The organism is Pigmentiphaga kullae (genome assembly GCF_004216695.1).
In the GTDB taxonomy this organism is placed as follows: Bacteria; Pseudomonadota; Gammaproteobacteria; order Burkholderiales; family Burkholderiaceae_B; genus Pigmentiphaga; species Pigmentiphaga kullae.
Window position 1 is genome coordinate 1,091,750 of sequence record NZ_SGXC01000001.1, and the last position, 26,200, is coordinate 1,117,949.

The following is a 26,200-nucleotide window of genomic DNA, read 5'->3' on the forward strand; positions in this document are numbered from 1 at the left end:
CGTTTCGGCGGCGATGGATGGGTGGGCGGCCAGTGCTCGGGAGACTGCCTCCTCCAATCGCAGGGGTTCGGCGGCCAGGGCTGCGGATGTACCGCAGGCTCCGACAAACACCAAGGCTACTAAGCGGATCAAATTCATGAAAATCCTCACGACGACGACAGGTGGCGAGCAAACGATTCCGCGTCATGGCTGCTCGCACACGCCTGAGTGGAGTCGTCATAAAACCGATCATCCATCGGTTTTTCAGGCAAAAAAACACAGCACGCGCGCATATGGACTTACCTCGTCATCACAGTGATGAGAGATTCGGTCACGGAATGCAGCCAGCCGGTAGATAGGCTGCAAAACGCCAGAACAAGAATGCCCAGCATCGGCCCCAGGTATGAGACAGACGAGTGCTTGGACGACAGCAACGCCTCGACACGCTCAGGGACGAAATCGGAAAAGAACGCCATAGCCAAAGGCATCTGTTTCTTGGCGTGTTGCCGAAATATCTTTTCTACTGCAACGATGGTTTCGGCTACGGCGACAGGGCATCCCACTTCGTTTGCAGCAGCGAAATCACAACGCTGTTCCAAGGCGAGTTCCAGATCGCGCAACAGCCGGCGACGAGTGCCCGGCAACTGGATGCTCGACAAGACGACAGCGATCAGGCGATGCAGCACATCTCGATTGGCGATATGAGCCTGTTCGTGCGCCAGCACCACGCGCAATTGCGTTGGGTCGAGTCGCCGCATCAACGAGGTTGAAAGCAGGATGTGGCCATTCCCGACGCCACAAGCCAGCGCCATAGGCTGATCGACATCAAGCACGCGAAGTTTGTCTGGATGCCCCGGACGCCAGCTCAGGCGCACCATCGAGGCAAGGGTTCGACGAGCACGCCAAAGGCCAACTGCGGCCCGTAAAGCCAGCCAAACCGCGTATCCCGCCAACAATGCCAATGCTCCCCATAGCCAGGCACTTTGCCCATTGCCGCTCGGGTGCCAAACGCACAGGTGCAGCAGCGTGTCAGCGTGCGCAGAGCAGGCAGCGGCAAATCTGGCCGAATCATCAAACATCGACGGCATGGCGATGGTCATGGCCGTATAGGCAATACCCGCCAATGCGGGTGTTACCAGCATCCACCAAGACACTCTTGCTCGCTGATAGGGGGTCTTTCCCGACAGCGCACGGCGTAATGGGCGCTCGCAGGCTCCAATCAGCAGGGTAAGCGTTACTGCCAGCACGAAGCCGGATAGCAATGCGAACTGAAGTAGTGGGCCATAACTCGTCATCACGGCTGATCCAATTCAGCGCGACGACGGGCAATCAACTCCTCCAGCCTCTTGAGCTGGTCATCATCCGCCCTTGCAGCAAGATCGACAAAGGCGCTCAACAACGCATCCGGCTGCGGGCCTGCGACACGACGCACCGTGGACTCGACCAGCTTCTGGATCAGTTCCCGGCGAGATACTCGTGCCGAGTATTCGTAGGCATGGCTGATCTTTTCGCGCTGGAGCATGGCCTTGCGAAACAGACGTTCCAGCGTGGATTGCACTGTGTTCAAGGAAATCGAGCGAGACTGCCCAATGCGCGCGTACACCGCCTTGGTGTCGGACGGGCCGAAGCGCCAGATGTCTTCGAGCACGGCGATTTCCAGATCGCCAAGTGTTGGTACGCTGTGGTTGGTCAATGTTGTCGGCTCCGAGCTTTGACTCGAACTCAAGAGTATCCACCACGAAAAACCGACCGTCAATCGGTTTATTGTGCGACCCCGTGCCGGACACTGCTATCGTAGGAAGTTAACCAACGGCAGGCCCACGCTGCCGTCCTATCTCCCAGGACACGCCGCCGCCGCGCACCGTAGCGGCAAGCTGCTGGCCCAGCCGCTGCTCGACCACCGGCCGCCACGGCACCAGACTGAACCCCTTGCCGTCATCGAGCATGGCGTAGCGCCCACTGGCGAGCATGACGCTGCGCCGGTAGATACCGGCCACGCGCTGACCGTCACCCGCAGGCCGATGTTCCAAGCCGGTTTCGGCCGCAATGTCCTTGGCGGCCTGCGCCAGCTCCCGATTGCGCAGCGTGCCCAGCAGGTTGCGCGCGAGGATCACGCGCTGCCCACGCCGCTCGGCCAGCCCCTGTTCGGCCAGGAAGTCGGCGCGCTGCTGCATTGCCTGCTTGGTCTCGCCGCCAAAGCCCAGGTCGCCCAGGCCCGAGCCGCCGCCGATCAACTGCTGGTCGAGCCAAGTGGCACCGATCACGCGGGCCTGCCGCTCGATGGGCAGGTGCGATTTCAGTTCCACCGCCACGCCGCCCAGGCGCTGCGCGTCATAGCGGCGGCCCTGTTCGGCCAGGTCGTCCGGCACCTTCCATAGCCCCTCGGCCACGCGCTCCACGATGCCGGCGCGGCGCAGGGCTTCCAGCCGGCGGACGTGGGCCGCGACGACTTCGTGCGAATCGCGGCCCGGCACGGCCTGACCCTGCGCGACGGCCAGGTGGTGGTCAGTGCGGTACAGGCCATCGCTCGCCAGCGCGGCGATGTTCTTGTCGGCCGCGCGCACGTCGGCCGCCCCCTTCACCTCCACCACGGCGCCGGTCGGGTAGTTCGCCAGTTCGTCGCGGGCGTTGAGCGCGACGTAGTGGGCCTTGCCGTCCACGCCGTCGATGACCAGATAGCCCCGGTCGCGCAGCTCGTCGGCCAGTCCCTTCGCGGCCACGCGGCCGAGGATGGTTCGGCCGTCGTCGCCCGGCTCGAACACCGCCAGTTCGCGCGGCTCGCCGCGCATCGCCCGCTGCATGGTGCGGATGATGTCGCCACGTTCGCCCAGGGCGCGCAGGGTCTTTTCCGCGTCGGCATGGACGGCCCAGGTGCCGGGCTGCATCTCGTCGGCCAGGCCCAGGCGCTGCAAGCGTTGCAGCCGGCCGATCAGCAGCAGGCGCTGGCGTTGCAGCCCAGGTTCGTTGAACCGTTCGATCTGCACCCGACCATCCTCGCCGGCCTCTCGTTGCAAGGTACGGTCGAGGCTCGTCCACCGTTCCTGCTCCACCTCGCGTAGCAAGGTCTGCTGGATCTCCAGCTCGGTGCGCGGCCCCAGCCATTCGGTCGCCAGTTCGGCGGCGCGATGGCGGAAGCCATCGGCGATGTAGTCGCCCGCGATGATGAGGTCTTTGCCGGTGTCGTCGCGTCCGCGCACGACGATGTGCGTGTGCGGGTTGTCGGTGTTCCAGTGGTTGACGGCTACCCAATCGAGGCCCGTGCCCAGGTCGGCCTCCATGCGGCCCATGAGGTGCCGCGTGTAGGTGCGCAGGTCTTCCAGCTCGGCGCCGTCCTCGGGCGAGAGGATGAAGCGGAAGTGATGCCGGTCGTCGGCGCAGCGTTCCTTGAAGGCGTCGAGGTCGGCGGCATCGGTCTGCGGCCCGTAGGCTTGGCCCGGCTCGCCATCGCGGCCTACGCCATCGCGCTCGATGTAGCGCAGGTGCTTGGCGAGCGACTGCGGGCTGGCCTGGCGCTGGTTGACCAGCAGCGTCTTGATGGTCACGCGCCGCGACATGGGCGTCAGCTTCGCCCCGGCGAAGCGCGCCGCCGTGTGGCCGCGACCCAGGCGCGAGCCGGGCCGCTGGCCCGTGCCCCTCCCGGAGCCGCCGGCAGCACCAAGACGACGCACCGACGACTTGCCGCTGCTGGCCTTGCCTGCCTGCTTGAGCACCTTGGAGACGAAGCCCTGGCCCCGGTTCTTCGGGGCGCTGGGGCGGATGCGGAAATCATCGTCGCGGCGGTCGGTCATGGCTGCGCCCCCTGCAAGCTCTGGCGTGTCCGGTCGTGCGAAGCACGCGGACACGCCCGCATCGGCGCGGGCTTCGCGCCCCACGCGGCACGGCGGCGAAGCCGCTCCGTGCCGCGCAACCCCCATGTGCAGACTGGCTTTCTACGCGGCCCGGTGCCGCGTCCTTTTGTCTTGCCTTCCGCCTTTGCCCTTCGCTGTCGCTCCGGGCAGCGGCGGCCCGGCGGCGCTGCTGCGCGAGCAGCCAGCGCGCCGGCGAACGCGGACTCGGCCGCTGGCCGGGCGCGTTCGAGGCAAGACGCCTGCACGTTGGACGGCTGCGCCGAAGGCAGCGCGAAGTGCGGTGCGAATGCACCCGCACTGCACGCGCGACGACACGGCGACGAACAGCAGAACGACACGCCGGATGGCACGATGAGATGCACGGCGACGTGCAGCGAATCGACGGCCTTCATGGGCGGGATTCCAGCCAGACCGGATGCGCGACGCCGATCACGGCGGATGTGCTGACCGGCCCGAAATACCGGCTGTCGAACGACGCCGGGTTGGTCACACTCAAGAGGAACAGTTCGGCGGGTTCGAGGCGGCGGCATTGCTGCCAGGATGGCAGCGGCCGGCCCCAGCGGTCAGCGGGCAGCACGGCGGCCGAAGGCACGCCGTCGATGCGGACAACGCGGCCAGTGATGCACACCTCCTGCGGCGCGACGGCGCCCACGCGCTTGAGCAGCGGCACGCGCGCCGGCAGATAGCCGCGCTGCGCGGCCAGCGTGGCAGCGTCTGGCGGCAGCGTGGTCAGGACGATGCTGCCCACGGACAAAGGACGTGGCAGCGAGCCGGTGCCGTTGCTCAGCGGATCGACGCGATACCAGCCGACCGCCACGCTGTCGGACGGGTTGTAGATCAGGCGCGGCAGCGGATGCACGAAGGACGCCCAGGCCAGCGCAGCCAGGCCGCAGGCGGACAGGCCCGCCAGCACGAGGCGAGCGCGCAGGCGCGAGCGAGGACGCGGCGCGGTGCCGGCAGTGGAAACGGCGGTCATGGCAGTGCCCTCGCGGTCAGCCAGGCGGCGTGCCGCTCGGCGGTGTATTCGGGCAGCGGCAGGCGGGCAGCGAGCCGGTTGGCGAGCGTGCGCCAGTACGCCGGCGAGACGCTGACGGGCGCGATGCCCAGCGCCTCGATGGCGTCGATGCACTCCAGCACGGCGCGCACCTGCATCTCGCCTTCGGCGTGCAGCAGCAGGCGTGCGCCGGGCTGCACGCCGGGGATGCGCTGTGCCGCATCGAGCGGCGTGCAAGCCTGCATGACCATGAGTTGCCAGCGAACGGTGCCGTAGTCGTTGGCCTGCCAGCGGATGCGGCACAACATGGCGCCCGGCAGGAACACCGCGCAGCGCCGCCAACGGTCGAGCTGGTGCGTGCGCGCAGGTTCGCCGAAGCGCAAATAGAGCTTGAAGCGCGGTTCGATGTAGGCCAGCGCCACGCGCGTCAGCGGCGCGCTGGCAGGCTGGCCGGAAGGTGCTGCGAGCGCAGCCGTGGCCGCGCCAGCGGCAGGCGAAGCGGATGCGGTCATGGGGCGTTCTCCCTGCGGTGTTCTGGAAACTCGCGCTCCAGCAGGCCGCGCAGCAGGTCGGCCACGGTCACGCCCTGCGTGAAAGCCGATACCTTGATGCGCGCCCGCATCGCGGGCGTGATGTCGAGGGTCAGGCGAGCCGTGTAGAGGTCGCCCTTGCCAAGTGCATCGGCATCGCCCTGGCGAATCCACGCCTCGGCGTGCGGATTCGCCGGTGGACGCGCGCCGATGCCGACGCGCTTTGCGCGAGGTGGCGGCTTCGCTGTCATGTCGGCCACCGCAGCAGTTCGTCCACCAGCGCGGTGATTTCGCGCGCGGCGGCGCTGTCCGGCGCCGTCTCGCGTGCAAGCCGGCCAGCGGCCACGCTGTCGGCGAACACGATGCGCTGATGCACTTCCGCGCGCAGCGCAGGAAGCGGCTGGTCGGCCAGCGCCTGGCGCGCTTCGCGCCCGATCACGGTGGTACTGACGCGCCGATTGATGACGAAGGCCGCGCGCAGCGCAGGCCGAAACACCTGTGCCTCGCGGATCAGCGCCACCATCTCGGCGCTGGCCCACAGGTCGTAAGGGCTGGGCTGCACGGGGATCAGCACGCGCTCGGCCGCCAGCAGCGCGGAGCGCGCCAGTGCCGCGATGCGCGGCGGGCCGTCGATGATGACGTGATCGGCCCGCCTGGCGAGTTCTGGCGCCTCTTGGTGCAGCGTTTCGCGTGCGAGGCCCACGGCGCTGAACAGCCGTGGCAAGCCTTGCTGGCTTCTGCGCTGTGTCCAGTCCAGCGATGAACCCTGCGGGTCGGCGTCCAGCAGGACGACGTGCTGGCCGCGCATCGCCAGCTCGCCGGCGATGTGCGTGGCGAGCGTGGTCTTGCCCACGCCGCCTTTCTGGTTGAGCAGAGCGACGATCATGGCGCGGCCCTCCGTGTTGGAAAGCCGGGCTTTTGCTGCTGCGTTTGTGGCCGCGGGGTGGTTGTCCACCGCAGCGGCGTTTCTCTACTAAAAGTTAGAGAAATTAAGTTAGGGAAGTTAGAGGGTGCGCAAACCCAATGCTGGCGCGGGTTTGCGGACGATCGGCACGCCTGATAGCACGATAGTCCCACGCCTGATAGCACGATACCCCGCACGCCTGATAGCACGACACCATTCACAGGTTTTCCCGAAGTTATCCCCGTGCCGTCTGCGGCACGGGCCGGAACGTCAGCAGCTCCATGCCGTTGTCCGGCATCCGCTCGATGCCCAGGACGTAACCGGGCAGCGACTGCCGCGCGACGAGCGCGCGCAGATCGCAGGCGAAGTCGTAGGGCTTCGCGGTGCTGCCGGACTTCTGGTGCAGATAGCGAAAGTCGAACTGCCAGCCGTATGCCTGCTTGCCGCCGTGCTTGCGCACCAGGCGGTACAGCCACCGCTCGATGCCGCCGGTGAGCCGGAAGTACGCCGGGTCGATGGTCAGCACCAGGGCGGCGTCGAGCACGCCCGCAAAGAACCAGTCCGGCAGGATCAGCTCGATGCCCAGCGGCGTGCCGCGGGCATCGGCCAGTTCCTTCCACTCGTTGATCCAGGAGAAGCGGTGCAGGCGCCGCCCGGTCGTCTCGCGGATGGACGTGGCCACCGTGGTCGATTGCAGGCGATCCAGCGCGGCCTTGAGGCGCTGGTAGTCGCGCAACGACTTGCCGCGCCCGATGAAGCGCAGGATCTCGTAGGGCGTCGCGCGCATCAGCCGCGACGGGCGCAGGCCCGCGTCCTTCGCTTCCACGATCTGCGAGGCCGCCCATATCAGCACGTCCGCATCCCAGATCGTGGCGATGCCGTGCTCGGCCGTGCCTTCCACGCGAATCGTCACGTTGCCCGCACGGAAGTCGATGGGCTTGACCCGCTTGGACTTGCCGAGCGAGAAGAACGGATAGGCCATCAAGTCCTGGCTGTCGCGCGGCGCCATGTCGCCGGGCAAGGCGCGGAACAGGTCGAGCTGTTCGCGCTCCTGCAACGACCGCTGCCGGAACGGCAGCGCGGAGCTGGACATGGTGATGGCCTGCCGCGCGCCGCCGATCAGCGCGCACGGCTGTCGGCCGAGTGATGCTCGGCGTATTCGGGATCGGAGGTCGTCTCGAAACTGCGGTCGGCGGCCCAGGCATCGAGGTCGGCCACGGCGTACATGACGCGGCGACCGAACTTGCGAAAGCGCGGGCCGCCGCCAATCACGCGCTGCTTTTCCAGCGTGCGCGGCGACAGGCGCAGGTACTCGGCGGCTTCGTCGTTGGTGAGATAGCGTTGGGGCTGCGCGGCAGCGGTCGAGACAGCGGCGGCAGGCCGCAAAGGAGCGGGACGCATGGTGTGAACCTCCATCGGTTGAAAACGCCCGGCCACACAGCGCGACCGGATGGAGGCAGTCTCAGAAAACGCGGCCTTGCCGCTCAGGGTCGTTTTGAGTCGTCCTCAAAGCGACCCTTCTCAAGCGGCGGAAGCTGTGCTAATCGGCGGTAGCCGCCGCGCATCAGCGCATCGCCGCGACGCACCAGGCGGCGCACCTTGGAGCGCAGCCCGCCATCGCTGTACCAATCGGCTGCGGCATCTACGCCGAACAGTCCTTCCGCGACTTCACGCAGGGATGCGCCCGCCAGGGTCGCGTCGAGCGCCTGCAAGCTGTGCAGTTCCAGCAGTGCGGTAGGTGTCGGTCTGGGCTTGGCGGCCGCCAGTGCTCCGTGGAGCGCACGACCGCGCGCAGGCGCGGCGGTGCCGCTCCGTTGGGCATAGGCCACGGCCATGCCGTCTTCCAGGCCGGGCGCGAGCGCGAAGCGCAGGCAATGACCTGGGCTGCGCGCGATCAGCGCCAGCCCTTTGCCGTCATGCAGCAGTTGCTTGTGACCGGGGATGCGCCAGAACGCGAAGGTCGCCGCATCCTGTGACGGATCGGCATCGGGGTAGAGCTGCACCACGGCGGCATGGCCGGGCAGCCAAGCCGGATGCGCGTCGCGCGCATCGAGCGCCGGGTCTTCCAGCAGGCGCAAGCCCCAGCGATGCGCCGCTTGCGACCGGCGATGGTGGCGCAGCCAGTCGAGCCGATAGTCGGGATGCCGGCGCAGGAACTCCCAGGCGAGCGCAAGGCCGTCCAGATGCAGCACGTACAGATACGCGGCAGTCGGATACCAAGGCTCGGCGCTGTGATCGACCATGACGCCACCTCCCGCGAACAGGACTCGCCGCCACGGAAGGACTGCGCGCTACATCGCCATCGTCAAAAGGTCATGGGTCAAAAAGATGGATCGGGTTGTCAAGACCGATTGGCTCCGATGCGTTGCGGTATTCGTCTCAATGCTGCGGCGACAGCGCCCCGAGTTGGAGTGCTGCACAGGCCAGCCTGCCGCAGCCCGCGCCAGCCATCATGTCTATTTGGATCAGACTGGAGGGGCTACGCCGCAAGAATGCCGATTGAGACCTGCCCGGCATGACATCAGACTGAAAAAGTCACAGTAGGCTGTGTTCAGTCCGGGATGGCGCCGTCACGCTCGGCCGCGCGGGTGTACTCCGACAGCGTGCGCGTGGGACGGAAATAGAGGTCGCGCATCACGGGCTGCTGGCGCGGCCCAACGATGCCGGCCAGCTCGGACAGCTTGACGGTTCCCTGCGCCGGCATCCCGATTCCCAGGTCGATGAGTCCCCAGGCGGTGTCGCCATCGGCAGGATCGAGTGCGGCCAACAGCCAGGTCACATGCGCGTCCGGCGTGAACAGCCGTACCACGGGCACCGGGTCGATGACTTGGCCAGCAGCGCGGGCCTCGCCGTTGGCGAGCAGTTGCGCGCGCTCCGGGGCGGTGGTGAGTGGCTGGGGCATGGTCGGCAATCCCACAAATCCAATGATGCACGGATGCGGTTTCACGTTGAAGCGCAGAACCGCCAAACCGGATTTACGCCTTCGTGCGCAAGCACGGATGCGGTTCTATGGCTTTGCCGGAATCCGCCGATACGGATTTCCGTAAAGGCACAAAGACGTAGAACAACACCAAATGAACACTATAGATTGTAGCTCTATAGGGCGCAATGGGTTGTCATCTTGGTTTTGAGAGGAAACCATAGGTGGCGGCTGGGAACTCATTGGCGAAGGCGTTGAAGACAGTCAGGAAAGCGCGTGGCTTGAGCCAGGAAGCGTTCTCCGACGTGTCCAGCCGCACCTATATGAGTACCCTCGAACGCGACCTGAAAAGCCCCACCTTGAACAAGCTGGCCGAGCTGTGCGAGGTGATGGAGATCCACCCGCTCACGCTGCTGACGCTGGCCTACGCGGGCAATAGCCCGCACAAGGCCGACGAGCTGCTGGCGCAGGTGCGCCAAGAGCTGGAGGCGGTGTTGAGCGAACGCGACGCGGCGGAGCCGCGCGCGTGATGCGGTGATGTGCTGCTATTAGCAGCACAGCGCCCCGCCGCGATGGGCGGGGCGCTGCGGCGGTCACGCCGCCTGGGGCTTGCTGCGCGACCAGATCAGGTCGTGCGTGCCGTCCTCGCCTTCGATCAGGCGGGCATAGACCGCTGCCGGGAACGAAGGGTCATCGAGGGTCACGGACAGGTACTCGCGCCCAGCCTCGCTGGTCTTCTTCCACGCCGCGCCGATGTCGTGGCTGGCGGCCTGAACGCGGAAGTCCGGGGCTTTCTCGCTGTCCCCCTTGTCGTTGGGAACCAGCTTGACTTTGACGTTGAGCGTCAGGGTGCGAAGCGTGCCGGTGAAGCCGTCTTTGTCTGCGGTGAAGGTGCCGATGTTGGCCATGATGTTTCTCCTTTCGGTTGAACAAGGTTCGCGCCCATCGCGTCCTTGTTGTGATCCGGCCGGCGGGGGACGGGCTGGCTGCACCGCTTGCGGTCGCAACGCAGTGGAGAGCCGGGAGGCGAAAAGAATTTGCTGCGCGAGGAAGCCGCGTAGCGGCGGGGAAATTGTTTTCGCCGGACGGTTGCAGCCATAAGCCCGAGGCGCAGCCGCGCCACCGCCAGGATTCACAACGAGACAAGGACGCCTTGGGCCGAACCGCTCCGAAAGGAGATGGGGCCGACTCGGCACCCCCGCCCGAAGGCTTCTCCGGCTCGCCCGCTGATGCGGGCCAGGTCAACCATCCGACGACAGGCGAGAACGCCCCCGCCGCACCTTGCGGCGCCGCTCTTGAGGCGTGGCGTGGAAGCTCCATAGCGATGCCGGGCGGGTTGTCCGTGAACCGTCCTTCGTGACGTGATGGGCAGGAACCGCCAGCGTTGAGGACGGCACGCACCTGCACAACCTGTCGCAGCGAGCGCCAGCGTGTTCGCCAGCGCCCGTCCATCGCGGCGGGGCGCTGGCCGGGCCGATCCGGCGCAGCCGGTTCGGCCGCATCGAGGGGCGCCAAGCATCGCGCGGCGGGGATAGCCCGCAGGGCTTTCCCCTGGAGGCAAGCGAAGCGCGCAGCGCCGCAGGCGCGAAGGCGTGAGGGATTGAAGCCGAATGGCCGTGACGGCAAAGACGGCACGGGGCGTAGCCCGAAAGCCCGGCGGCGCTATGCGCCGACACGCCCAGGCCGTTCCAGATTTCTAAGCAGGAAACGCGGACATGCCTCTGATGAAATGGGCGCGGCCCTACGCTGCGAGGTATGCACGCGGCAAGCCGAAAACCGCTGGTGATTCCCGCGCACGGCGGGCGCTACGGCTTGCAGGCCCATACGGGCCTGCCATTACCGGGCGGGAAGCCCGGTCACGTCAACGCCGCCGTCTGAGCTGCCGCGAGGGCGGCGGCGTGCCGATTCGGCTGGTGGCCTTGAACACCGGGCGCGGCCACTGCCGCGCCCGGATTTTTGCGTCCACCGCGCCCAGGACGGAACGGCCTGGGCGCGGTGCTGATCGCGGTTATTCCTTCGTCTCGATGAGCCACCACACGGCACGCGGCAAGGCGCGGCCCGTGATGGGGTGAATGTCGGTGAGGTCGGCGCAGGCCGTCCAGCCCGAGGGCGGGCGGTAGCCGCGCACGTCGCCATCGCCGTTCCAACGGCGGGCGCGTACCGTGCCAGCGGCGTAGATCGCCGCCATGCGCGGGCGGCTAATGGTGGTGCGGGTCATGGGGCTTCTCCTTCCAGCGAAGCGCCCCGGTCGAGGCCGGGGCGCTTGCCTTCGGCGCGGGTCAAGCGGCCAGCGCCTCGGCGGGTTCATCCGCTATTGCCTCGGCATCCTCCGGGGCGTTCTGCTCCGGGCCTGCCTCTTGCGCGGCGTCCTGCGGGCCTGCGGCCTCGAAGATGGCGGGCATCCAGCCCGTGCCATCGGCCAGCCGCTCGGCTTCGCTGGCAATGTCGGCCTTCTTCAACTTCGCCAGCCGGTTGGCCTGCTCGGGTGCGTACTCGCCCACGGCATCCAGAATCACGGCCTTGGAAACGTGCTTGAAGTAGCCTTCTGCGGTCGGCTTCCACCATGCGGCCATGTCGAGGCCCACGGCCTGCGCCAGTTCCTCGCCGGGTTGCTGCACCGTGGCGCGGGGCGTCACCACGTCCACCGTGGAAGCCACGCACACGGCCAGCAGCCGCACCAGTTCATCTTGCGACTTCGCCAGCAGCGCGGCGAACAGTTCGGCGCTGTCCTCCGGCAAGGCTTCACCTGCCACCTGTTGCAGTTCGCGCAGCGCCACGGCAGCGGGCGATTCCGGCCAGTCCGGGGCCATGCCTTCCAGCCGGTCTTGCACCGTGAGGCGCACGCCGAGCGGCAGGCCATCGCCGTAGGCGTCGGGCTGCAAGACAGTCTGCACCATGCCATGCACCAGCGCGGCCAGCGCGACGTGCGGATGCCGCGCGACTTCGATTTGCAGCGCCGCCGTGCGGTGGGCACTCAACCGCTGCGCCAGCCGATCGGACAGGCTCGCGGCCTTGGGTGCGTCGTCGGCGTCCTCGTGCTCGTCGTTGGCGGCTTCGCCTTCGGTGTTGCCGAAACCGCGCCGCAGCTTTTCCAGCGTGCGCAGCGCCTTGGCCTCGGCTTCGCGCAGCAGGCCGCGATGAATAACGGCCTCGCCGTTGCGGTCGATGGTGACGATGGCACCGGCCACCTCGCGCACCTCGGGAGCGTAACCTTGCAAGGCGTCCTCCGCGTCTTGTAGTTCGCCGACCACCTGATCGCGCCGCTGTTCCAGTTTCTCGGCCTTGGCCTCGTCCTCGGCGTCGCAGGCTTCTTCCAGCTCGGCGTCGATCTTTTCGAGGCGGCTTTCCAGCGAGGCGATGCGGCGGGCCTCGCGGCTGGTCGGCTCACGGCGGTGGCGCGGGGCGTTCTGGAACGCCTGCCGTTCCTCGTAGGCCAGATGCGGCACGGCCTCCACCCATGCCCAACCCTCGGCGCGCACGTCCTCGGCCAGCGTTGCCAGCTTGTCGCGCACCAGCGTTTCCAGCACTGCGGTATCGGTCAGGTAGGTTCCGGCATCGCCTTCCGCGAACAGGTCGCGGCGGATGCCGCCGCCTGCCTGCCGGTAGGTGTTCAGTCCGACGAAGCGCACCAGCGCGTGCGCGGCGTCGATTTCGCGCTCGGTCAGGCGCTCGCGCAGCTTGGACGGGCTGCGCTGCCATTCCGGCGCACCATAGAACGCGGCTTCCTGCGCGGCGTGGTCGTCGGTGATGGTCAGGGCCATCAACTGTTCCAGCGTCACGCCACTGGCGCGATAGTCGGCCATGAGGCGCGGCGAGACATTCGCCAGCTTCAAGCGGCGCTGCACCACCAGCGGGGACACGCCGAAGTCGGCAGCAATGTCCTCGATGGGGCGTCCTTCCTTGACCAGCGCGGCGAAGGCCGCGAACTGGTCGGCGGGGTGCATGTTCTCGCGCTGCACGTTCTCCGCAAGGCTGACGGTGCGGGCGGAAGCGTCGGCCACCAGCAGGCACGGCACTTCGTAGTCGGCGGGAATGCGCTTCTTCTTCGCCAGCAGCTTCAAGGCGGTCAGGCGGCGATCGCCGGCCACCACCTCGTAAGTCTCGCCATCGGCGGAAAGGATGACGATGAGGTTTTGCAGCAAGCCGATGCGGGCAATGCTCGCGGCCAGTTCGGGGATGGACAGGCGCGGCATCTTGCGGGCGTTGCGCTTGGAGCGGCGCGGCAGCAACTGCGAGAGCGGAACCAGAATCAGGTTCTTGGACGGGTCGGCCATTTCCAGCGGGGCGGCGGCTTCGATGGCGACGGCTTCGGTTTTGAGTACGGCGTTCATGGTGATGACTCCTTGCGGTTGGGATGCAGCAGCGAGAGAAGCGGCAAGGGCTGCTGCCTGCCCCTGCCGCGTGGGGATTCAGGCTTTCAACTGGCGCAGGCCATCGGCCAGCAGCCACAGGGCGCGATTGAGGCGCACGCTTTGGTCGATGCCCTGCACGGGCCGGGTGGTCTGGCGGCGGCCATTCGCGGCGCGGGCGGACAGGCCGCCTTTGGTCAAGTTCTCCTGCGTGCGGTTGAACACGCTCCACAGGTCGCGGCGGTCGTCGTCGTGGCGGCGCGGCATCAGGATTTGCGATTCCGTGATGGGCGCGGGCTTGTCCTCGTCGTACTTCAATGCCAGCGCAGCGCGGGCGAACACTTCCGATTCCCCGGCGTCGAGCGTGATGGCGCGCATGGCATCGCGGGATTCCTGCGCCCGGTCGAAGCCGTGCAGGACTTCGTAAGCGCCTTCGATGACGTGCCCCGCTACGTCGCCCTTGTGGGGAACGCGCACGTTGGCCACGGTGTCGCCGCAGACAAGGCCATTGCTGCAAACGAAGCGGAACATCCCGGCCAGCATCTGATAGCTGCTAGTGCCGTCATGGGAGTTCAGCAGGATGATTTCGTTGGCCTCGCGGCCGTTGATCTGGCTGGCGTGGCGCAGCCGGATCATGTGCTTCGTGTAGTCGCGGCGGTCGTCGTGGCGCACGCGGGTTTGCGTCACCATGAAAGGCTCGAAGCCTTCCCCGCGCAGTTCTTGCAGCACGGTCGCGGTGGGGATGTAGCTGTACCGCTGCGAGCGGCTTTCGTGCGGGGCGTCCGCGAAGATGGACGGGGCCACGGCCCGGATTTGGTCATCGGACAAGGGACGTTCCGAACGCAGCACCGGGGAACGGGAAGCGAAGCGGGATGCGAGTTGCATGGCATTTCTCCTGACAAAGAAAAAAGGGTTTGCTGTTCACCGCACACCGGATTCCTAGATTCGGAAGCCCAGCCTTTCGGCTGTTCGGTGCGGTCGGCACGAGGAACCCGGTTGGCCCTGTTGCCACCGTCTTTCCTGAGTTCATCGCCCGCGACGGTCAGGAGCGCGCGAACGGGTGCCGTCAAGGAGGCAAGCGCAGGGTTGGTGCGGCCCGCAGGCGCAGCCGAGGACACGGCCCTGCGCGCCTTGACGGCACACGGGCGCGGGCTACAGTCGCGGTGAAGGTGATGAAGTCAGGGGAGACGGCTGGACATGGCAACGGCCCCTCAACACGCCGACCGCACGGCAAGCGAAGCGCGCAGGCCCGGATCTAGGAATCCGGGCCGGAGGCGTCAGCCGAGCGGAGCGAGGGAACGATGGAAGCCCATCAGGGGCGAGACGCCGCAGGCGGCTCGATGCGCAACGCGCACGACAGCGCGACCGGCCACGTTTCTTGGCCGGGGACGCACAGCCTTCAAGGCTCGATGCACAAGCTCATGCGCCAGTCATCGGGAAACAGGTTCGACAGCGACTGCCGTGGTCTGGCCGATCCGGCGCAGCCGGTTCGGCGGTCTTTGAGGGGCGCCAAGCATCGCGCGGCGGGGATAGCCCGCAGGGCTTTCCCCTGGAGGCAAGCGCAGCGCGCAACGCCCCGTCAGGGGCACTTAGGCATCACGCCGAGTCGTCAGGACGCAGGCTGGATTCCGCAACCGGCATCCAAGGCGAAGTCGAGTTCAGGTAGTAGCGCCTGCCACGCGCATACAGCCCCGAAGGCTCGGTAGGCTGGTAGAACCCGGTGACGCGGCGCCGGAACTGCGCGCCAAACTCGTTGGTGTAGATCACCGCGTCGCCGATCTTGAAGCGCAAGGGCTGACCGTTCTCCGGCGCGAACGGCTTGAGCGCATCGTGTTGCGCCGTGATTTCGATGATGTAGTCGTGATGGCTGCTCATGGCATTGATCTCCTGCGAAGGTTGGGAAAGCGCAAGGAGCGCCTTGCGGCGCTCCAAGGGCTGGTTCAGACGACGACACGCCCGACCAACCGGGCATCGCGCGCGTAGGCGCTCAACCGCTTCTCGGCGCGGAAAGACAGGTCGCGCTCGATCGGCAGGCCCAGCCTGCCGCGCACGGTCGCCAGCTCGCCCAGGCTGACCCAGCCGATTTCCGGCATCCCCAGGCCCAGGTCGCAAAGACCAAAGGCGTGGTCGTGGTCATCGGGATCAATCTCGGTCAGCAGCCAGGTCGCGCCGGCATCCGGCGTGAACAGCTTGACGACGGGTGCCGGATCGAAGTCCGGGTTCTCCAAGGATTCGCGGCCGTTGGCCAGCAGCACGATGCGCTGCTCGTCAGTGATGAGTGCGTTGTTCATGGTGAACTCCTGAAAGGTTGCCGGGCGGAATTGCCCGACCCTTCCGGGGCACGGCGCAGCGCAAGCAGTCAGGGGTCAACGACGGCCGCCAGAACGCAAGCGCCATCGGCGCGCAGCCCTTGACGGCGAGAACGCCGTGGCACGATGAAGGGGACAGCAAGACCGCCTCCCTCGCACCTCCACGCACGCGGTTTTTGGCAAGCGAAGCGCGCAGGCCCGAATAGCAATCCGGGCCGGAGGCATCAGCGATGTGAAAGGCGGGCAGTTCTTAAATGCGCGCCCAGTCCCGGTGCAGATCGTCAACGATCATGGGATGACGGTGCCCGCCTCGGTCTGCATGTTCGCGCAAGTGAGGATGATCTGGCGGTAGATCAGGGTGATCGTGGGCGATGTCGGAAGAATCACTAGCGGGCCAGAGCCACAGCGCCAGTCCCACTCCGACAAGACCAATCAGCGACATGATGATGAAGGTCGATTGCAGCCCAAAGGCAGCGCCGAAGCGACCGGCCAAGGGATAGCAAATGAGCCAACACGCATGGGAGAGGGCGAATTGCGCGGCAAAGACCGCGGGGCGATCCTCGGGGTGAGCGGAGCGGCGCAACAGCCGGCCGGAAGGTGTTTGCGCCACGCTGTAGCCGAAGCCGACCACCAACCAGATCACCACCAGAACGGCATATGTCGGAATCATTGCCCCGGCTGCCGTTCCCACAACCAGCATCGTCGCTCCCGCAATCATGACAGGCCGATCAGCAATCTTGTCGAGCAGGCGAGGCAGCGCGAAGGCCGCAACCATCGACCCGCCTCCGAAGGCCGCCAGCGCCCACGCTACCTCGGATTCGCCCAGGCCGAAGCGTGCCTTCACGATGACCACCGTGTTCACGATCACCATTGACCCCGCTGCTGCCACCGCGAGGCTGATCGCCAGCAGACCCCGAAGGCGCGGCGTGGCGAGGTAAATGCGCGTGCCCCGCGTAGTGCGATCCCATATGCCACGACGCGGGCCGGGAACGGTTGTGGGAAGCCTCACGCTGACCACAAGCGCGGCTGACACGAGGAAGCCGAGAACCGTTCCGGCAAACAGGTTGTGGAAGCTGATGACCGTCAGTAGCGCGGCGGCCAGCATCGGGGAAATCAGGCTTTCCAAATCGTAGGCCAGCCGGGAAAGCGACAGTGCTTTCGTGTACTCGTCTTCGTCGGGAAGGATGTCCGGGATAGTGGCTTGAAAGGTCGGCGTGAAGCCTGCGGACGCCGCCTGCAAGACGAAGATCAGCAGATAGATTTGCCAGATTTCGCTGACAAAGGGCAGGCAGAGCGCAACGGATGCTCGTACTAGGTCAAGGGCAACGAGCAACGACCGTCGCGGCAGCCGGTCGGCGAACGCCTGCGCGACCGGGGCGACTCCGACATAGGCCAGCATCTTGATTGCGAGTGCCGTCCCGAGTACCGCGCCGGCATTCGCCCCGGCCAGATCGTAGGCAAGCAGGCCAAGGGCCACCGTCATCAGGCCGGTGCCGACAAGCGCAATCACCTGAGCGGCGAACAGGTGACGATAGGTACGGTTCTTCAGGACGGAGAGCATCGGCGGGCCTCAGAGCAGTTTGGTCAGTGCCTTCATTTCGGTCAAAACGGAGTCTTCGTCATGGGCCAGGCAATGGTCGATGTGGTCGTGGATCAGGACGCGCTTTGCGGCCGTCACCGCGCTTTCCACCGCCGCGAGCTGGCGGGCGATGTCGAGACAGGATTCGCCACTTTCGATCATCCCTATGACGTGCCGAAGATGACCATCGGCGCGTTTCAGCCGCTTCACGAGATCGGGATGGGTTGAGTGCTTGTGTGTCGCGTTCATGTGGCAATTGTATCCCCCCTGGGGGGATATGAAAATGTGCGCCGCCCGCGAAGGAGCGACGCACCGAAGGCCGCACGACGCAATCAGCCCGCCGCCGGCGCTGTCATCGACTGCAACTGCTCGATCACGCCAGGCTCAACGAACACGCAAGCCTGCTCGTCCGCGATCGGCACGTTGAACACCTGCGCGAACACCGTGCGCCGCAGATGGGCCAGCCGGCCGGTCCGGTATGCCTGCTCGGGCTTCATGCGCCCGCCAGCCTGCGACCCGCTGCGCTGCGGATCGCATTCGACCAGCGCGACAAAGCCATCGTCGGCCAGCTTCTGATGCTCGGGGCACAGGCCCCAGCCGGTCGCCGTGTGGCGCTCCATGCTCGCGCGCAGGCGCTTGTCCAGCAGGATCGCGCCGGTGTCGAACGCCGTGCCGCAGACCAGGCAAACGTGCTGTTCGAGGGAAACGTGTGATTTGTCGTTCATGACGGTTCTCCGGTTGCAAGGGCGGAATTGCCCGGAACCGTCGCCCTCACGGCGCAGCGCAGCAGTCAGGGGTCGCAGACGGCCGCCAGGACGCAAGCGCGCAAGGCGCGCGCAGCCCTTGCACGGCGAGAACGCCGTGATACGGTGAAGGGACACAGCAAGACCGCCCCCTCACACCACCCCACGCACGCGGGTTTTTGGCAAGCGAAGCGCGCAGGCGCGGATCAGCGAGCCGGGCCGGAGGCGTCAGTGATGGAAGCCCGACAGGGGCGAGACTCGCGCAGCGAGGCTCGATGCGCAGCACGACAGCGCGACGGCGGCACGCCGGGACGCCCGACTGCTTGAGACAGGACTACTCGTTGTCGGTCTTGCGCTGCTCGATCTGCAACCGCGCCCGTTGCGTTGCTTGTTGCAGCCGCTCCACCAGCACGCCCCTCGGCGGCAAGGCGGTCAGGTACTCGGCGACGTGGATGCCCGACTTGTCCAACTCCAGCAATTCGATCTGCTCGCGCTTCTTGCCGGTGCAAAGGATGATCCCCAGCGGCGAGGCTTCCTCCGGCTCCCGTTCGTGCTTGTCCAGCCAGCGAAGATAAAGCTCCATCTGTCCCTTGAAAGCTGCCTTGAACTCGCCGACCTTCAACTCCACTGCCACCAGCCGCCGCAGCTTGCGGTTGTAAAACAGCAGGTCGAGGTGGAAATCCTCGCAGTCGATCTGGATGCGCTTCTGCCGGGCCACGAAGCTGAAACCCGCGCCCAGCTCCAACAAGAACGACTCCATTTCGCGGATGATCGCCGCCTCCAAGTCGCCTTCCTGCCAAGTGTCCCGCAGCCCCAGGAAGTCGAGGATGTAGGGGTCGCGCATGACCAGGGCGGGCGACATTCGCTGCGCATCGCGCATCTTCGCCAACTCCTGTGCGATCGTCTCGCCCGGCTTTTGAGACAGCGCCGTGCGCTCGTACAACATCGAGTCGATGCGCTCGCGCAGCGTCCGCACGCTCCAGCGTTCGGTGCTCGCCATCTGTGCGTAGTAGTCCCGCTGGAGCGGGTCTTTCAGCGGGATCAGGGCGATGAAGTGCGTCCAGCTCAATTCTCGTATCAGTGATACGAGAATCTGCTCGTCGGGGAAGGTGGCCGCGAACTGCACCATGCGGCGCAGGTTCTGCTCGGCAAAGCTGCCGCCGTACTCCTTCACCAACTGCGCCGCCAGGGTGGGCAGGACTTCCTTGCCATAAGCGCCCCGGCGCCCGTCCAAGACCTGCGTGCGGATGCGCTGGCCGATGCGCCAATAGAGCATCGTCAGCTCGCTATTCACCGTCGAGGCGGCGCGCTTGCGCGCCGCCTCGATCAGTGCCCGAATGTCGCCCAGCAGCGCCGAAGGCGCTGTGGACGATGCTGCGGATGACCGGCGCGTGTTCATGCCGCCGCCTCCGCAAGCTGGCGTGCGCCCGTGATGGCCTGGCGCCGGCTGGCCACCAGTTCGGCCGCATCGCGCACCGGCTTGTCCTCGGTGTGGACGTAGTGCATGAACATCGCTACGGTCTTGTGGCCCGTCAGCTTCATGCCCACTTTGGTCGGCACGCCCGAATTGGCAATGTCGGTCGTCGAGCGATGGCGGATGCCGTGCGTGCCGACGTGCGGGACGCCGGCGGCCTTGAGCACCCGGCACCAGCCGCCATAGTGCTCGCCAAAGGTCAGGTGCTTGGCCGGGTCGTTCGGCGATGGCAGGACGTAGGGGCAGCCCTCCCGGCGCGGCGCCGTCGAAAGCAGCCGATAGGCTTCCTCGCTCATGGGCTTGGAAATGCCGCCGACCTTGCTGTCGGGCCACACCACGCGCCGGTTCTCGAAGTCCAGCCAGCTCCATTCGAGCGGGCAGATTTCGGAGCGCCGGGCGGCGAACTCGAATTGCAGCCGGATCGCCAGCGGGATGACGTAGTTCTCCAGCCCCTCCGCCTCCAGCTTCTCCAACTGGCGGAAGATCCGCACCATTTCCTCGTCCACGATGAGCCGGGTTTCCTTGCCCGGCGGGTACATGGGGACGTGGCGGCACGGGTTCGTGCCGTCCGGGCGGTAGCCCCACACTTCGGCCAGGTTGAACATCTTGCGCAGCACGCCGAAGGTCTTGTTCGCCTCGGTCGGCTTGTAGGCCAGTTTCTCCATCAGCCCGGCAATGTCGGGCCGCTTCACGTCATGCACCTTCTTGCGGCCCAGCAGCGGGATGATGTTGCGGTCTATGACGCCCTGATAGCCGTCCTGCGTGCTGGGCTTGTTGCGCTTCTTGGAGTAGTCCTCCATGAACTTCTTGCACAACTCGGCCATCGTGGGCGCCTTGCGCGCCTCGGCCTTGGCGCCGCCGGGGTCGCCGCCCCGGCGAACCTCGGCCAGCCAGTCCTGTGCCTTGACTCGTGCCTGTTCGACGGTCAGCTCCCCGTACAGCCCCAGCGAGGGCTTGCGGGGCTGGCCGGAGTTCGTGCGGTACTGGAGCATGAACACCCGGCGGCCGGTCGGGGTAATCTTGCACAGGAAGCCGGGCACCACGGTATCCCGCAGTTCAACATCCTTGGCCTGGGGTTGGGCCGACTCCACGGCGGTCTTGGTGAGCTTGATCTTTGCCATGATGACTCCTCGGAACAACCCGGATTCCAGGAGCCAGATAGGAGCGGCGCGAGGGAAAACCGGGTCAAGTTTCAGAAAGCACCGGCATATGATGGACGCGCGTAAGTTATTGATAAACCTGCTGTATCTAGCTACGGCGCAGTCCAGCGAACTACCGGGCTGGAGTCATCGTGAAACAAAAAACGGGCGGCCTCGAATCGAGGCCGCCCGCTCAGGCTGGCTCGCGCATGGGCGCCCTGTCGTCGCTATTCCCCCCTACCCTGCAACGCCAGCGGATACTCGCCCCGGATCCGCCTGACCGCGTCCTGCACATCGGTCCAGGCCGGCTGGCCGGTGAAGGACTCGCGCATGAACTGCACCACGGCCGTGACCTGCGCATCGTTCAGCGCATACGCGTAGCCGGGCATGTGGCCGCCCCGCGGGTTGCCCGCATCGTGCTGGGTGCCGTTCAGGACGTAGCGGATCACGTTGTCGGGCTGGTCCAGGTTCAGCGAGGTGGCCAGCCACAGCGGCGGCTGGGCGCCGAACAGGTCGGGTCCGCCGGGACCGGGATGGTGGCAGGCCGCGCACGCGTTGGCGTAGATGCGGGCGCCCAGCGTGTCGGTGGTGGCCACGGCGGCCTGCGCCGCCGCCTCGCGCTGCGGCGGCGTGGGGCCGGTCTTGCCCTGGCCGGCCCCGGCCATCTGGCTGGCGATGTAGGTGGCCAGCGCACGGGTGTCGGACTCGGCGATCTGCGAGGTGCCGACGCGTACAACCGGGGTCATGGATGCGCCGGCCGCGCCATGCTGGTCCGAGTAGCCGGCGCGCAGGTAGTCGAACAGGGCCTGTTCGGTCCACGGTATCGGCGCCTTGGAGGACCCATTGAGCGCCGGGGCGATCCAGCCTTCGGCTTCGCCGCCGCCCAGGTAGTCCTTGCCGGTCTTTTCGGCGCCCAGCGCGTTGCGGGGCGTATGGCAGGCGCTGCAGTGCCCCAGCGCCACCGCGAGGTATTGCCCGCGGTTCCAGGCCTCCGATTCCGAGGCCACCTTGGCGACCGGATCGCGATCCAGGAACAGCAGGTTCCACCCGGCCATCAGCGCGCGCTGGTTGAACGGGAACGGCAGGCGGGTGGCCTGCGGCTCGTTGCGCACCGGCGGCTGGCTCATCATGTAGGCGTACAGGCTGCGCATGTCCTCGTCGCTCATCTTGGTGAACGAGGTGTAGGGGAAGGCCGGGTAGAGGTGCGTGCCGTCGCGCGCGACGCCGCGCCGCATGGCGCGTTCGAAGGCCTCGAACGACCACGCGCCTATGCCGCTCTCGGTGTCGGGTGTGATGTTGGTCGAGACGATGACGCCGAAAGGGGTCTCCATGTGGAAGCCGCCCGCGTTGACCGCCCCGCCGGGCGCGGTGTGGCAGACGACGCACATGCTGGCGGAGGCGACTTCCTGGCCGCGCCGGACCTGTTCCTCGGGGAACTGCTTGGGGTCGATCGACGCGGTCGGGATCTCGGGTTCATGCGCGAACAGGGCGATGCCGGCCACGACGACGGCCAGCAGGATGACGATGGTCAGCGACCACTTGGCGGCGCGGCTCATTATTTGGCCTCCTTGTTGGCGGCGGCCAGTGCCGCGCGCACGCGTTCGGGGGTGAAGGGCGCTTCACGCAGGCGCAGGCCGGTGGCGTCGAAGATCGCGTTGGCGATGGCGGCGGGCCCGGGGACGGATGCCGATTCGCCCGAGCCCAATGGCGGATTGCCGTCGGGCGGCATCAGCACGACGTCGACCTCGGGCAGGTCGGTGAATTTCAGGATGGGATAGGCGCCCCATTCCAGGCTGGAGACGCCGTTCTGGTCGAAGCTGACGCTTTCCTTGAGTGTGCGGCTGACGGTCTGGATGACGTTGCCCTGGACCTGGTGGCGCACGCCGTCGGGGTTGATCATCAGGCCGCAGTCCTGGCCCGCCACGACGCGGGTCACGCGGATCCTGCCGGTATCCAGGTCGACCTCCACGTCGGCCACCCAGGCGCACCACGAGGCGCCCACGCCGGGGAAGGTGCCGTGCACGTACTGGTGCTGGGCCACGCCGCGCCCCTTGACGATGCCCTTGGCGGGCCGTTCGGCCGGCGCCTTGCGGGGCTGCCAGCCGGCTTTCGCGGCCACGGCCTTGAGCAGCGCGATGGGGCGCGGATCTTCCATGAAGCGCAGGCGGAACTCGACCGGGTCGGCGCCTTCCTGGGCCGCGAGTTCGTCCATGAAGGACTCGTGCGCGAAGACATTGGGCAGCGCGGCCACGCCGCGCATCCACGATGCGCGCACGATGGGGGCCATGTCCAGCGCCACGATGTCCAGGTCCGACGCGCGGTACTGCGGGATGGCGGTGCGGTCGCCCATTTCGAATACCGTGGCCTCGGCCTTTTCCTTGCCCATCAGCAGCGAAGCCAGCAGCGGCGCGCCGTTCGAGGGATAGCGGGTGCCGAAGCGGTAGACCAGCGAATCGGGGCCGGCGATGCCGCCGTGCACGTCCATGGTCTGGGCCGTGCCCTTGGGTTCCCAGGCGTGTTCTTCCTCGCGCATGTATTGCACGCGCACCGGCTGGCCCAGTTCGCGCGCCAGCACGGCGGCGTCGGCGGACGCGTCGTCGGCGCAGTTGCGGCCATAGCAGCCCGAGGCCTCCATCCGCACCACGCGGATGCGGTCTTCGGGAATGTCGAGCATCCTGGCGATGTCGCTGTGCAGGTTGTGGGGGTTCTGGCTGCCGCTCCAGACGGTCAGCTTCTGGTCCTTCCAGTCGGCCAGCCCGCACGAAGGGCCGATGGAGCCGTGCATCTGGTAGGGCCACACATAAGTGGCCTTCACCGTATGCTTGGCCGCCGCCAGCGCCTTGTCCGTATCGCCTTTCTTGCTCAGCGGGCGCTGCTTGGAAGGCTGGGACGCCAGCGCGTCGGTAAGCGAGGCCATGGAGCCCAGCGCCGGCGGCGCCTTCCATTTCACCTTGAGCAAGCGCGAGGCCAGGATGGCGTCTTCCTCGCGCCGCGCGACGACCGCCACGAAGTCCTTGATGACAACGATCTTCACCAGCGACCGCACCTTGGCCACCGAGGACTCGTCCACCGATTCCAGGCTGGAGGCCACCATGCCGCCCGAGTCGCGGCCCAGATAGGGCGGACGCACGATGCGCGCGTGCAGCATGCCCGGCACCCGCATGTCGTGGACGTAGGTGAGCTTGCCGGTGACCTTGGCGGGAATGTCGAGGCGAGGCACGGGATGGCCGACGACGGTGTAGGCCGAGACGGGCTTGAGCGGGACGTCGGCCGCCAGCGGCACCGACTGCGCATCGCTGCCGATCAGTTCGCCGTAGGACGCGAGCCGCTCGCCGCTGGCGCGCAGCACCTGGCCGTTGCGGGTGACCAGCGACGCGACGGGCACGCCGTGGCGCCGCGCCGCTTCTTCCAGCAGATGCTGGCGGATCTGCGCGGCGGCCTTGCGCATGGGGACGGCGGAGGCCTGCACGGAGTTGCTGGCGATGGTGGGTCCCTGGTTGGGCGTCACGTCGGTATCGCCCAGCACCATGGTGACCTGGCTCATGTCGACGTCCAGTTCCTCGGCCACGATCTGCGTGAAGGCGGTGCGGATGCCGGTGCCCAGGTCCACGTGGCCGTTGCAGGCGCGCACGGTGCCGTCGGCCATCAACTGCACGTAGGCCGAGACGAGGTTCTTGTCCACCAGTTGCGAGCCGGCGTCGGTGGCGGGGCCGGCAGCGGCCATGCCGCGCTTGACCAGGGCGGGGAAGGTGAAGGTGACGGCCAGGCTGCCGGTGGCGGCAAGGAACTGGCGGCGGGAGAGGCGGGGGGCGTGCACGGGGGTATTCATTGCGTGCCCTCCGCCATGGCGGTCCTGGGCGCGGCCTTGCCCTGGAGTTCGGCGGCGCGCTGCACCGCCCTGATGATCTCGATATGGGTGCCGCAGCGGCACAGGTTGTAGGCCAGCGCCTGCTTGATCTCGTTTTCGGTGGGGCGCGGATTGCGGTCCAGCAGCGCCCGCGCGGCCATGATCATGCCGTTGATGCAATAGCCGCACTGCGCCGCGTTTTCGTCGATGAACGCCTGCTGCACGGGATCGAGGGCGTCGCCCTTGGCCAGGCCCTCCAGGGTGACGACGGGCCGGCCCTCCACGCTGCCCGCCGGGATCAGACAGGAGCGCGCCGCCTTGCCGTCGATCAGCACCGTACAGGCGCCGCACTCGCCCAGTCCACAGCCGAATTTCGGCCCGTTCAAGGCCAGGTCGTTGCGCAGGATGTAGAGCAGAGGGGTGTCTTTGTCGGCTTCGACGGAGCGTTCCGCTCCGTTCACCTGGAGTTTTAGCGATGCCATGTTCGTTTCCTGTATGGAGGCGTTCAACCGGCCGGCTTCCGCCTGGAGAGCGGTGCCCACCATTACCCTAGCTGGGCCGTGGGGCGGCGAGGACACGCAGATGTGTCGACTTGTTGCCGCCGGAAGGGCCGCCATGCGTGGCGGCCCTTGGGAAAAGACCTAGGGTTTACACTAATGGTGATGCAAATGCAAACCGAGCGGCCGGTAACTGATATCGGAAAGGATACGGAACCCGTTGAGGGAGGTACCCGGGACGCCCGTCAGCGCGCCATCGAATGCGTGACCTGGCGGCGGAAATCGGCCAGCTTGGCCTTGAGCGCGCGCCGGTTGTCGGGGCCCATGCGCAGCAGGATCTTCTGGCCCGACGTCAGCGATTCCAGCGCGGGGTCGGAGAACTCGTAACTCACCCACGGGCGCTGCAGTTCCTTGGGGCCCTTCACCTCGGGCAGGTTCACGGCCACGGGCTCGGCCGGATCGGGCGTGGCCAGCAGCGTGTCGATCACGGCGACCAGGCGGTCGTTGAAGTAGCCGCGCGGATAGCCCAGGTCCTCGTAGGCCTTCTGGAACTGGGGATAGAGCTGCTTGTAGAGCGCCGCGGCCTTCTCGGTGCTGACGGCCGTGACCGCCGCCACGAAGGGCCGGTAGCGGTTGTAGTTGGCGGAGGCGATGCGTTCGCCGGGCGCCGCGCCGTCGACGGTGAAGCGGCCCTGGGTGGGGTTCACCGGCCAGACCCGCGGCGGCGCGTGCGGGCGGGCCAGGTTGTCCACCGTGGCCACCGTGCGCTGGATGAAATGGTCCAGGTTGAAGAAGGACAGCACGGCGTCCCGGCCCAGCAGGCCGGTCATGGCCACGGTGATGTCGGGCGCGGCCGGCGGCTCGGTCGTCTCGGCGGCGGCGGGCGGTTCGATGGGGTGCTGGATTTCCGGTTCGGGCGGCGGCGGCGCCGGCGGTTCGGCGGATTCCGCGATCGCGGGGGGAGACTCCACGACGGGCGCCGGCGGCTCGGGCTGCGGCCGCAGCCACAGGTACAGGCCGGTGCCGATGGCTGCCAGGGCCAGCACCACGACGAGGGAAGACAGTCGGTTCATGGCGTGCCTATGTCG

Annotated in this window: 27 protein-coding genes; 1 reads left to right on the plus strand and 26 read right to left on the minus strand. The window is 67.0% G+C overall.

Annotated elements, in window-relative coordinates; all coding sequences use genetic code 11:
- Positions 1 to 278: 278 nt before the first annotated feature.
- The 11 genes from EV675_RS05385 to EV675_RS05445 all read right to left on the minus strand — a co-directional run bounded on the left by EV675_RS05385 (position 279) and on the right by EV675_RS05445 (position 9,157).
- Positions 279 to 1,274 carry a M56 family metallopeptidase gene (locus EV675_RS05385; RefSeq protein ID WP_031636929.1) on the minus strand — a complete coding sequence of 332 codons (996 nt, stop codon included), beginning with the start codon at positions 1,272 to 1,274 and terminating at the stop codon, positions 279 to 281.
- The gene (locus EV675_RS05390; RefSeq protein ID WP_023114178.1) at positions 1,274 to 1,672 is read right to left on the minus strand and encodes a BlaI/MecI/CopY family transcriptional regulator; all 399 of its coding nucleotides are present in this window, start codon (positions 1,670 to 1,672) and stop codon (positions 1,274 to 1,276) included. The genes EV675_RS05385 and EV675_RS05390 overlap by 1 nt, the downstream gene beginning before the upstream one ends.
- Positions 1,673 to 1,781: 109 nt before the next feature.
- The gene (locus EV675_RS05395; protein WP_130356337.1) at positions 1,782 to 3,767 is read right to left on the minus strand and encodes a relaxase/mobilization nuclease domain-containing protein; all 1,986 of its coding nucleotides are present in this window, start codon (positions 3,765 to 3,767) and stop codon (positions 1,782 to 1,784) included.
- Positions 3,768 to 4,215: 448 nt separating this feature from the next.
- Entirely contained in the window at positions 4,216 to 4,803 is a 588-nt protein-coding gene (locus tag EV675_RS05405; RefSeq protein ID WP_130356339.1) for a S26 family signal peptidase, read from the minus strand.
- Positions 4,800 to 5,333: a DUF2840 domain-containing protein gene (locus EV675_RS05410; RefSeq protein WP_034032517.1), complete on the minus strand. Its 534-nt coding sequence runs from the start codon at positions 5,331 to 5,333 to the stop codon at positions 4,800 to 4,802. The genes EV675_RS05405 and EV675_RS05410 overlap by 4 nt, the downstream gene beginning before the upstream one ends.
- Positions 5,330 to 5,602 carry a hypothetical protein gene (locus EV675_RS05415; protein ID WP_034032526.1) on the minus strand — a complete coding sequence of 91 codons (273 nt, stop codon included), beginning with the start codon at positions 5,600 to 5,602 and terminating at the stop codon, positions 5,330 to 5,332. The genes EV675_RS05410 and EV675_RS05415 overlap by 4 nt, the downstream gene beginning before the upstream one ends.
- Entirely contained in the window at positions 5,599 to 6,237 is a 639-nt protein-coding gene (gene parA, locus EV675_RS05420) for a ParA family partition ATPase (protein WP_033834762.1), read from the minus strand. Before parA ends, EV675_RS05415 begins: the two co-directional genes overlap by 4 nt.
- A 253-nt stretch (positions 6,238 to 6,490) precedes the next feature.
- Positions 6,491 to 7,348, minus strand: coding sequence for a replication initiator protein A (locus EV675_RS05430; protein WP_130356341.1), 858 nt, complete (start codon positions 7,346 to 7,348; stop codon positions 6,491 to 6,493).
- Positions 7,349 to 7,374: 26 nt separating this feature from the next.
- Positions 7,375 to 7,656, minus strand: coding sequence for a helix-turn-helix transcriptional regulator (locus tag EV675_RS05435; protein WP_013721771.1), 282 nt, complete (start codon positions 7,654 to 7,656; stop codon positions 7,375 to 7,377).
- Between the two features lie 83 nt (positions 7,657 to 7,739).
- A complete protein-coding gene (locus EV675_RS05440) occupies positions 7,740 to 8,498 on the minus strand; it encodes a DUF2285 domain-containing protein (protein WP_130356342.1) in 759 nt (252 codons plus the stop codon).
- Positions 8,499 to 8,806: 308 nt separating this feature from the next.
- Positions 8,807 to 9,157 carry a DUF2958 domain-containing protein gene (locus EV675_RS05445; RefSeq protein ID WP_130357916.1) on the minus strand — a complete coding sequence of 117 codons (351 nt, stop codon included), beginning with the start codon at positions 9,155 to 9,157 and terminating at the stop codon, positions 8,807 to 8,809.
- Between the two features lie 242 nt (positions 9,158 to 9,399).
- On the opposite strand from EV675_RS05445, the gene EV675_RS05450 reads away from it, so the two are divergent.
- On the plus strand, positions 9,400 to 9,705 hold the full coding sequence (locus EV675_RS05450; protein WP_010791847.1) for a helix-turn-helix domain-containing protein: 306 nt from the start codon (positions 9,400 to 9,402) through the stop codon (positions 9,703 to 9,705).
- Positions 9,706 to 9,768: 63 nt separating this feature from the next.
- On the opposite strand, the gene EV675_RS05455 is transcribed toward EV675_RS05450, so the two are convergent.
- The 15 genes from EV675_RS05455 to EV675_RS05535 all read right to left on the minus strand — a co-directional run bounded on the left by EV675_RS05455 (position 9,769) and on the right by EV675_RS05535 (position 26,185).
- Positions 9,769 to 10,083: a DUF736 domain-containing protein gene (locus EV675_RS05455; protein WP_010791848.1), complete on the minus strand. Its 315-nt coding sequence runs from the start codon at positions 10,081 to 10,083 to the stop codon at positions 9,769 to 9,771.
- Between the two features lie 1,100 nt (positions 10,084 to 11,183).
- Positions 11,184 to 11,393 carry a hypothetical protein gene (locus tag EV675_RS05465; protein ID WP_023103965.1) on the minus strand — a complete coding sequence of 70 codons (210 nt, stop codon included), beginning with the start codon at positions 11,391 to 11,393 and terminating at the stop codon, positions 11,184 to 11,186.
- Between the two features lie 61 nt (positions 11,394 to 11,454).
- The gene (locus EV675_RS05470) at positions 11,455 to 13,506 is read right to left on the minus strand and encodes a ParB/RepB/Spo0J family partition protein (protein ID WP_023103966.1); all 2,052 of its coding nucleotides are present in this window, start codon (positions 13,504 to 13,506) and stop codon (positions 11,455 to 11,457) included.
- A 78-nt stretch (positions 13,507 to 13,584) separates the two neighbouring features.
- Positions 13,585 to 14,409, minus strand: coding sequence for a DUF932 domain-containing protein (locus EV675_RS05475; RefSeq protein ID WP_023125153.1), 825 nt, complete (start codon positions 14,407 to 14,409; stop codon positions 13,585 to 13,587).
- Between the two features lie 711 nt (positions 14,410 to 15,120).
- The gene (locus EV675_RS05485) at positions 15,121 to 15,399 is read right to left on the minus strand and encodes a hypothetical protein (protein WP_023114169.1); all 279 of its coding nucleotides are present in this window, start codon (positions 15,397 to 15,399) and stop codon (positions 15,121 to 15,123) included.
- Between the two features lie 65 nt (positions 15,400 to 15,464).
- Positions 15,465 to 15,815 (minus strand): DUF2958 domain-containing protein, encoded by a 351-nt coding sequence (locus EV675_RS05490; RefSeq protein ID WP_023114168.1) that lies wholly within the window; start codon positions 15,813 to 15,815, stop codon positions 15,465 to 15,467.
- A 268-nt stretch (positions 15,816 to 16,083) separates the two neighbouring features.
- Entirely contained in the window at positions 16,084 to 17,394 is a 1,311-nt protein-coding gene (locus EV675_RS05495; RefSeq protein WP_023103967.1) for an MFS transporter, read from the minus strand.
- Between the two features lie 9 nt (positions 17,395 to 17,403).
- On the minus strand, positions 17,404 to 17,661 hold the full coding sequence (locus EV675_RS05500) for a metal-sensing transcriptional repressor (protein ID WP_003111693.1): 258 nt from the start codon (positions 17,659 to 17,661) through the stop codon (positions 17,404 to 17,406).
- Positions 17,662 to 17,744: 83 nt separating this feature from the next.
- Positions 17,745 to 18,137: a hypothetical protein gene (locus EV675_RS05505; RefSeq protein ID WP_023114166.1), complete on the minus strand. Its 393-nt coding sequence runs from the start codon at positions 18,135 to 18,137 to the stop codon at positions 17,745 to 17,747.
- Between the two features lie 352 nt (positions 18,138 to 18,489).
- Entirely contained in the window at positions 18,490 to 19,554 is a 1,065-nt protein-coding gene (locus EV675_RS05510; RefSeq protein ID WP_130356343.1) for a PDDEXK nuclease domain-containing protein, read from the minus strand.
- Positions 19,551 to 20,750 (minus strand): tyrosine-type recombinase/integrase, encoded by a 1,200-nt coding sequence (locus tag EV675_RS05515; protein ID WP_023114164.1) that lies wholly within the window; start codon positions 20,748 to 20,750, stop codon positions 19,551 to 19,553. Before EV675_RS05515 ends, EV675_RS05510 begins: the two co-directional genes overlap by 4 nt.
- 245 nt (positions 20,751 to 20,995) lie before the next feature.
- On the minus strand, positions 20,996 to 22,324 hold the full coding sequence (locus tag EV675_RS29945) for a cytochrome c (protein WP_130356344.1): 1,329 nt from the start codon (positions 22,322 to 22,324) through the stop codon (positions 20,996 to 20,998).
- Positions 22,324 to 24,597, minus strand: a complete 2,274-nt coding sequence (locus EV675_RS29950; RefSeq protein ID WP_130356345.1) for a xanthine dehydrogenase family protein molybdopterin-binding subunit — start codon at positions 24,595 to 24,597, stop codon at positions 22,324 to 22,326. The genes EV675_RS29945 and EV675_RS29950 overlap by 1 nt, the downstream gene beginning before the upstream one ends.
- Entirely contained in the window at positions 24,594 to 25,097 is a 504-nt protein-coding gene (locus EV675_RS05530; RefSeq protein WP_130356346.1) for a (2Fe-2S)-binding protein, read from the minus strand. The genes EV675_RS29950 and EV675_RS05530 overlap by 4 nt, the downstream gene beginning before the upstream one ends.
- 260 nt (positions 25,098 to 25,357) lie before the next feature.
- The gene (locus EV675_RS05535) at positions 25,358 to 26,185 is read right to left on the minus strand and encodes a DUF3014 domain-containing protein (RefSeq protein ID WP_130356347.1); all 828 of its coding nucleotides are present in this window, start codon (positions 26,183 to 26,185) and stop codon (positions 25,358 to 25,360) included.
- Positions 26,186 to 26,200 lie beyond the last annotated feature (15 nt).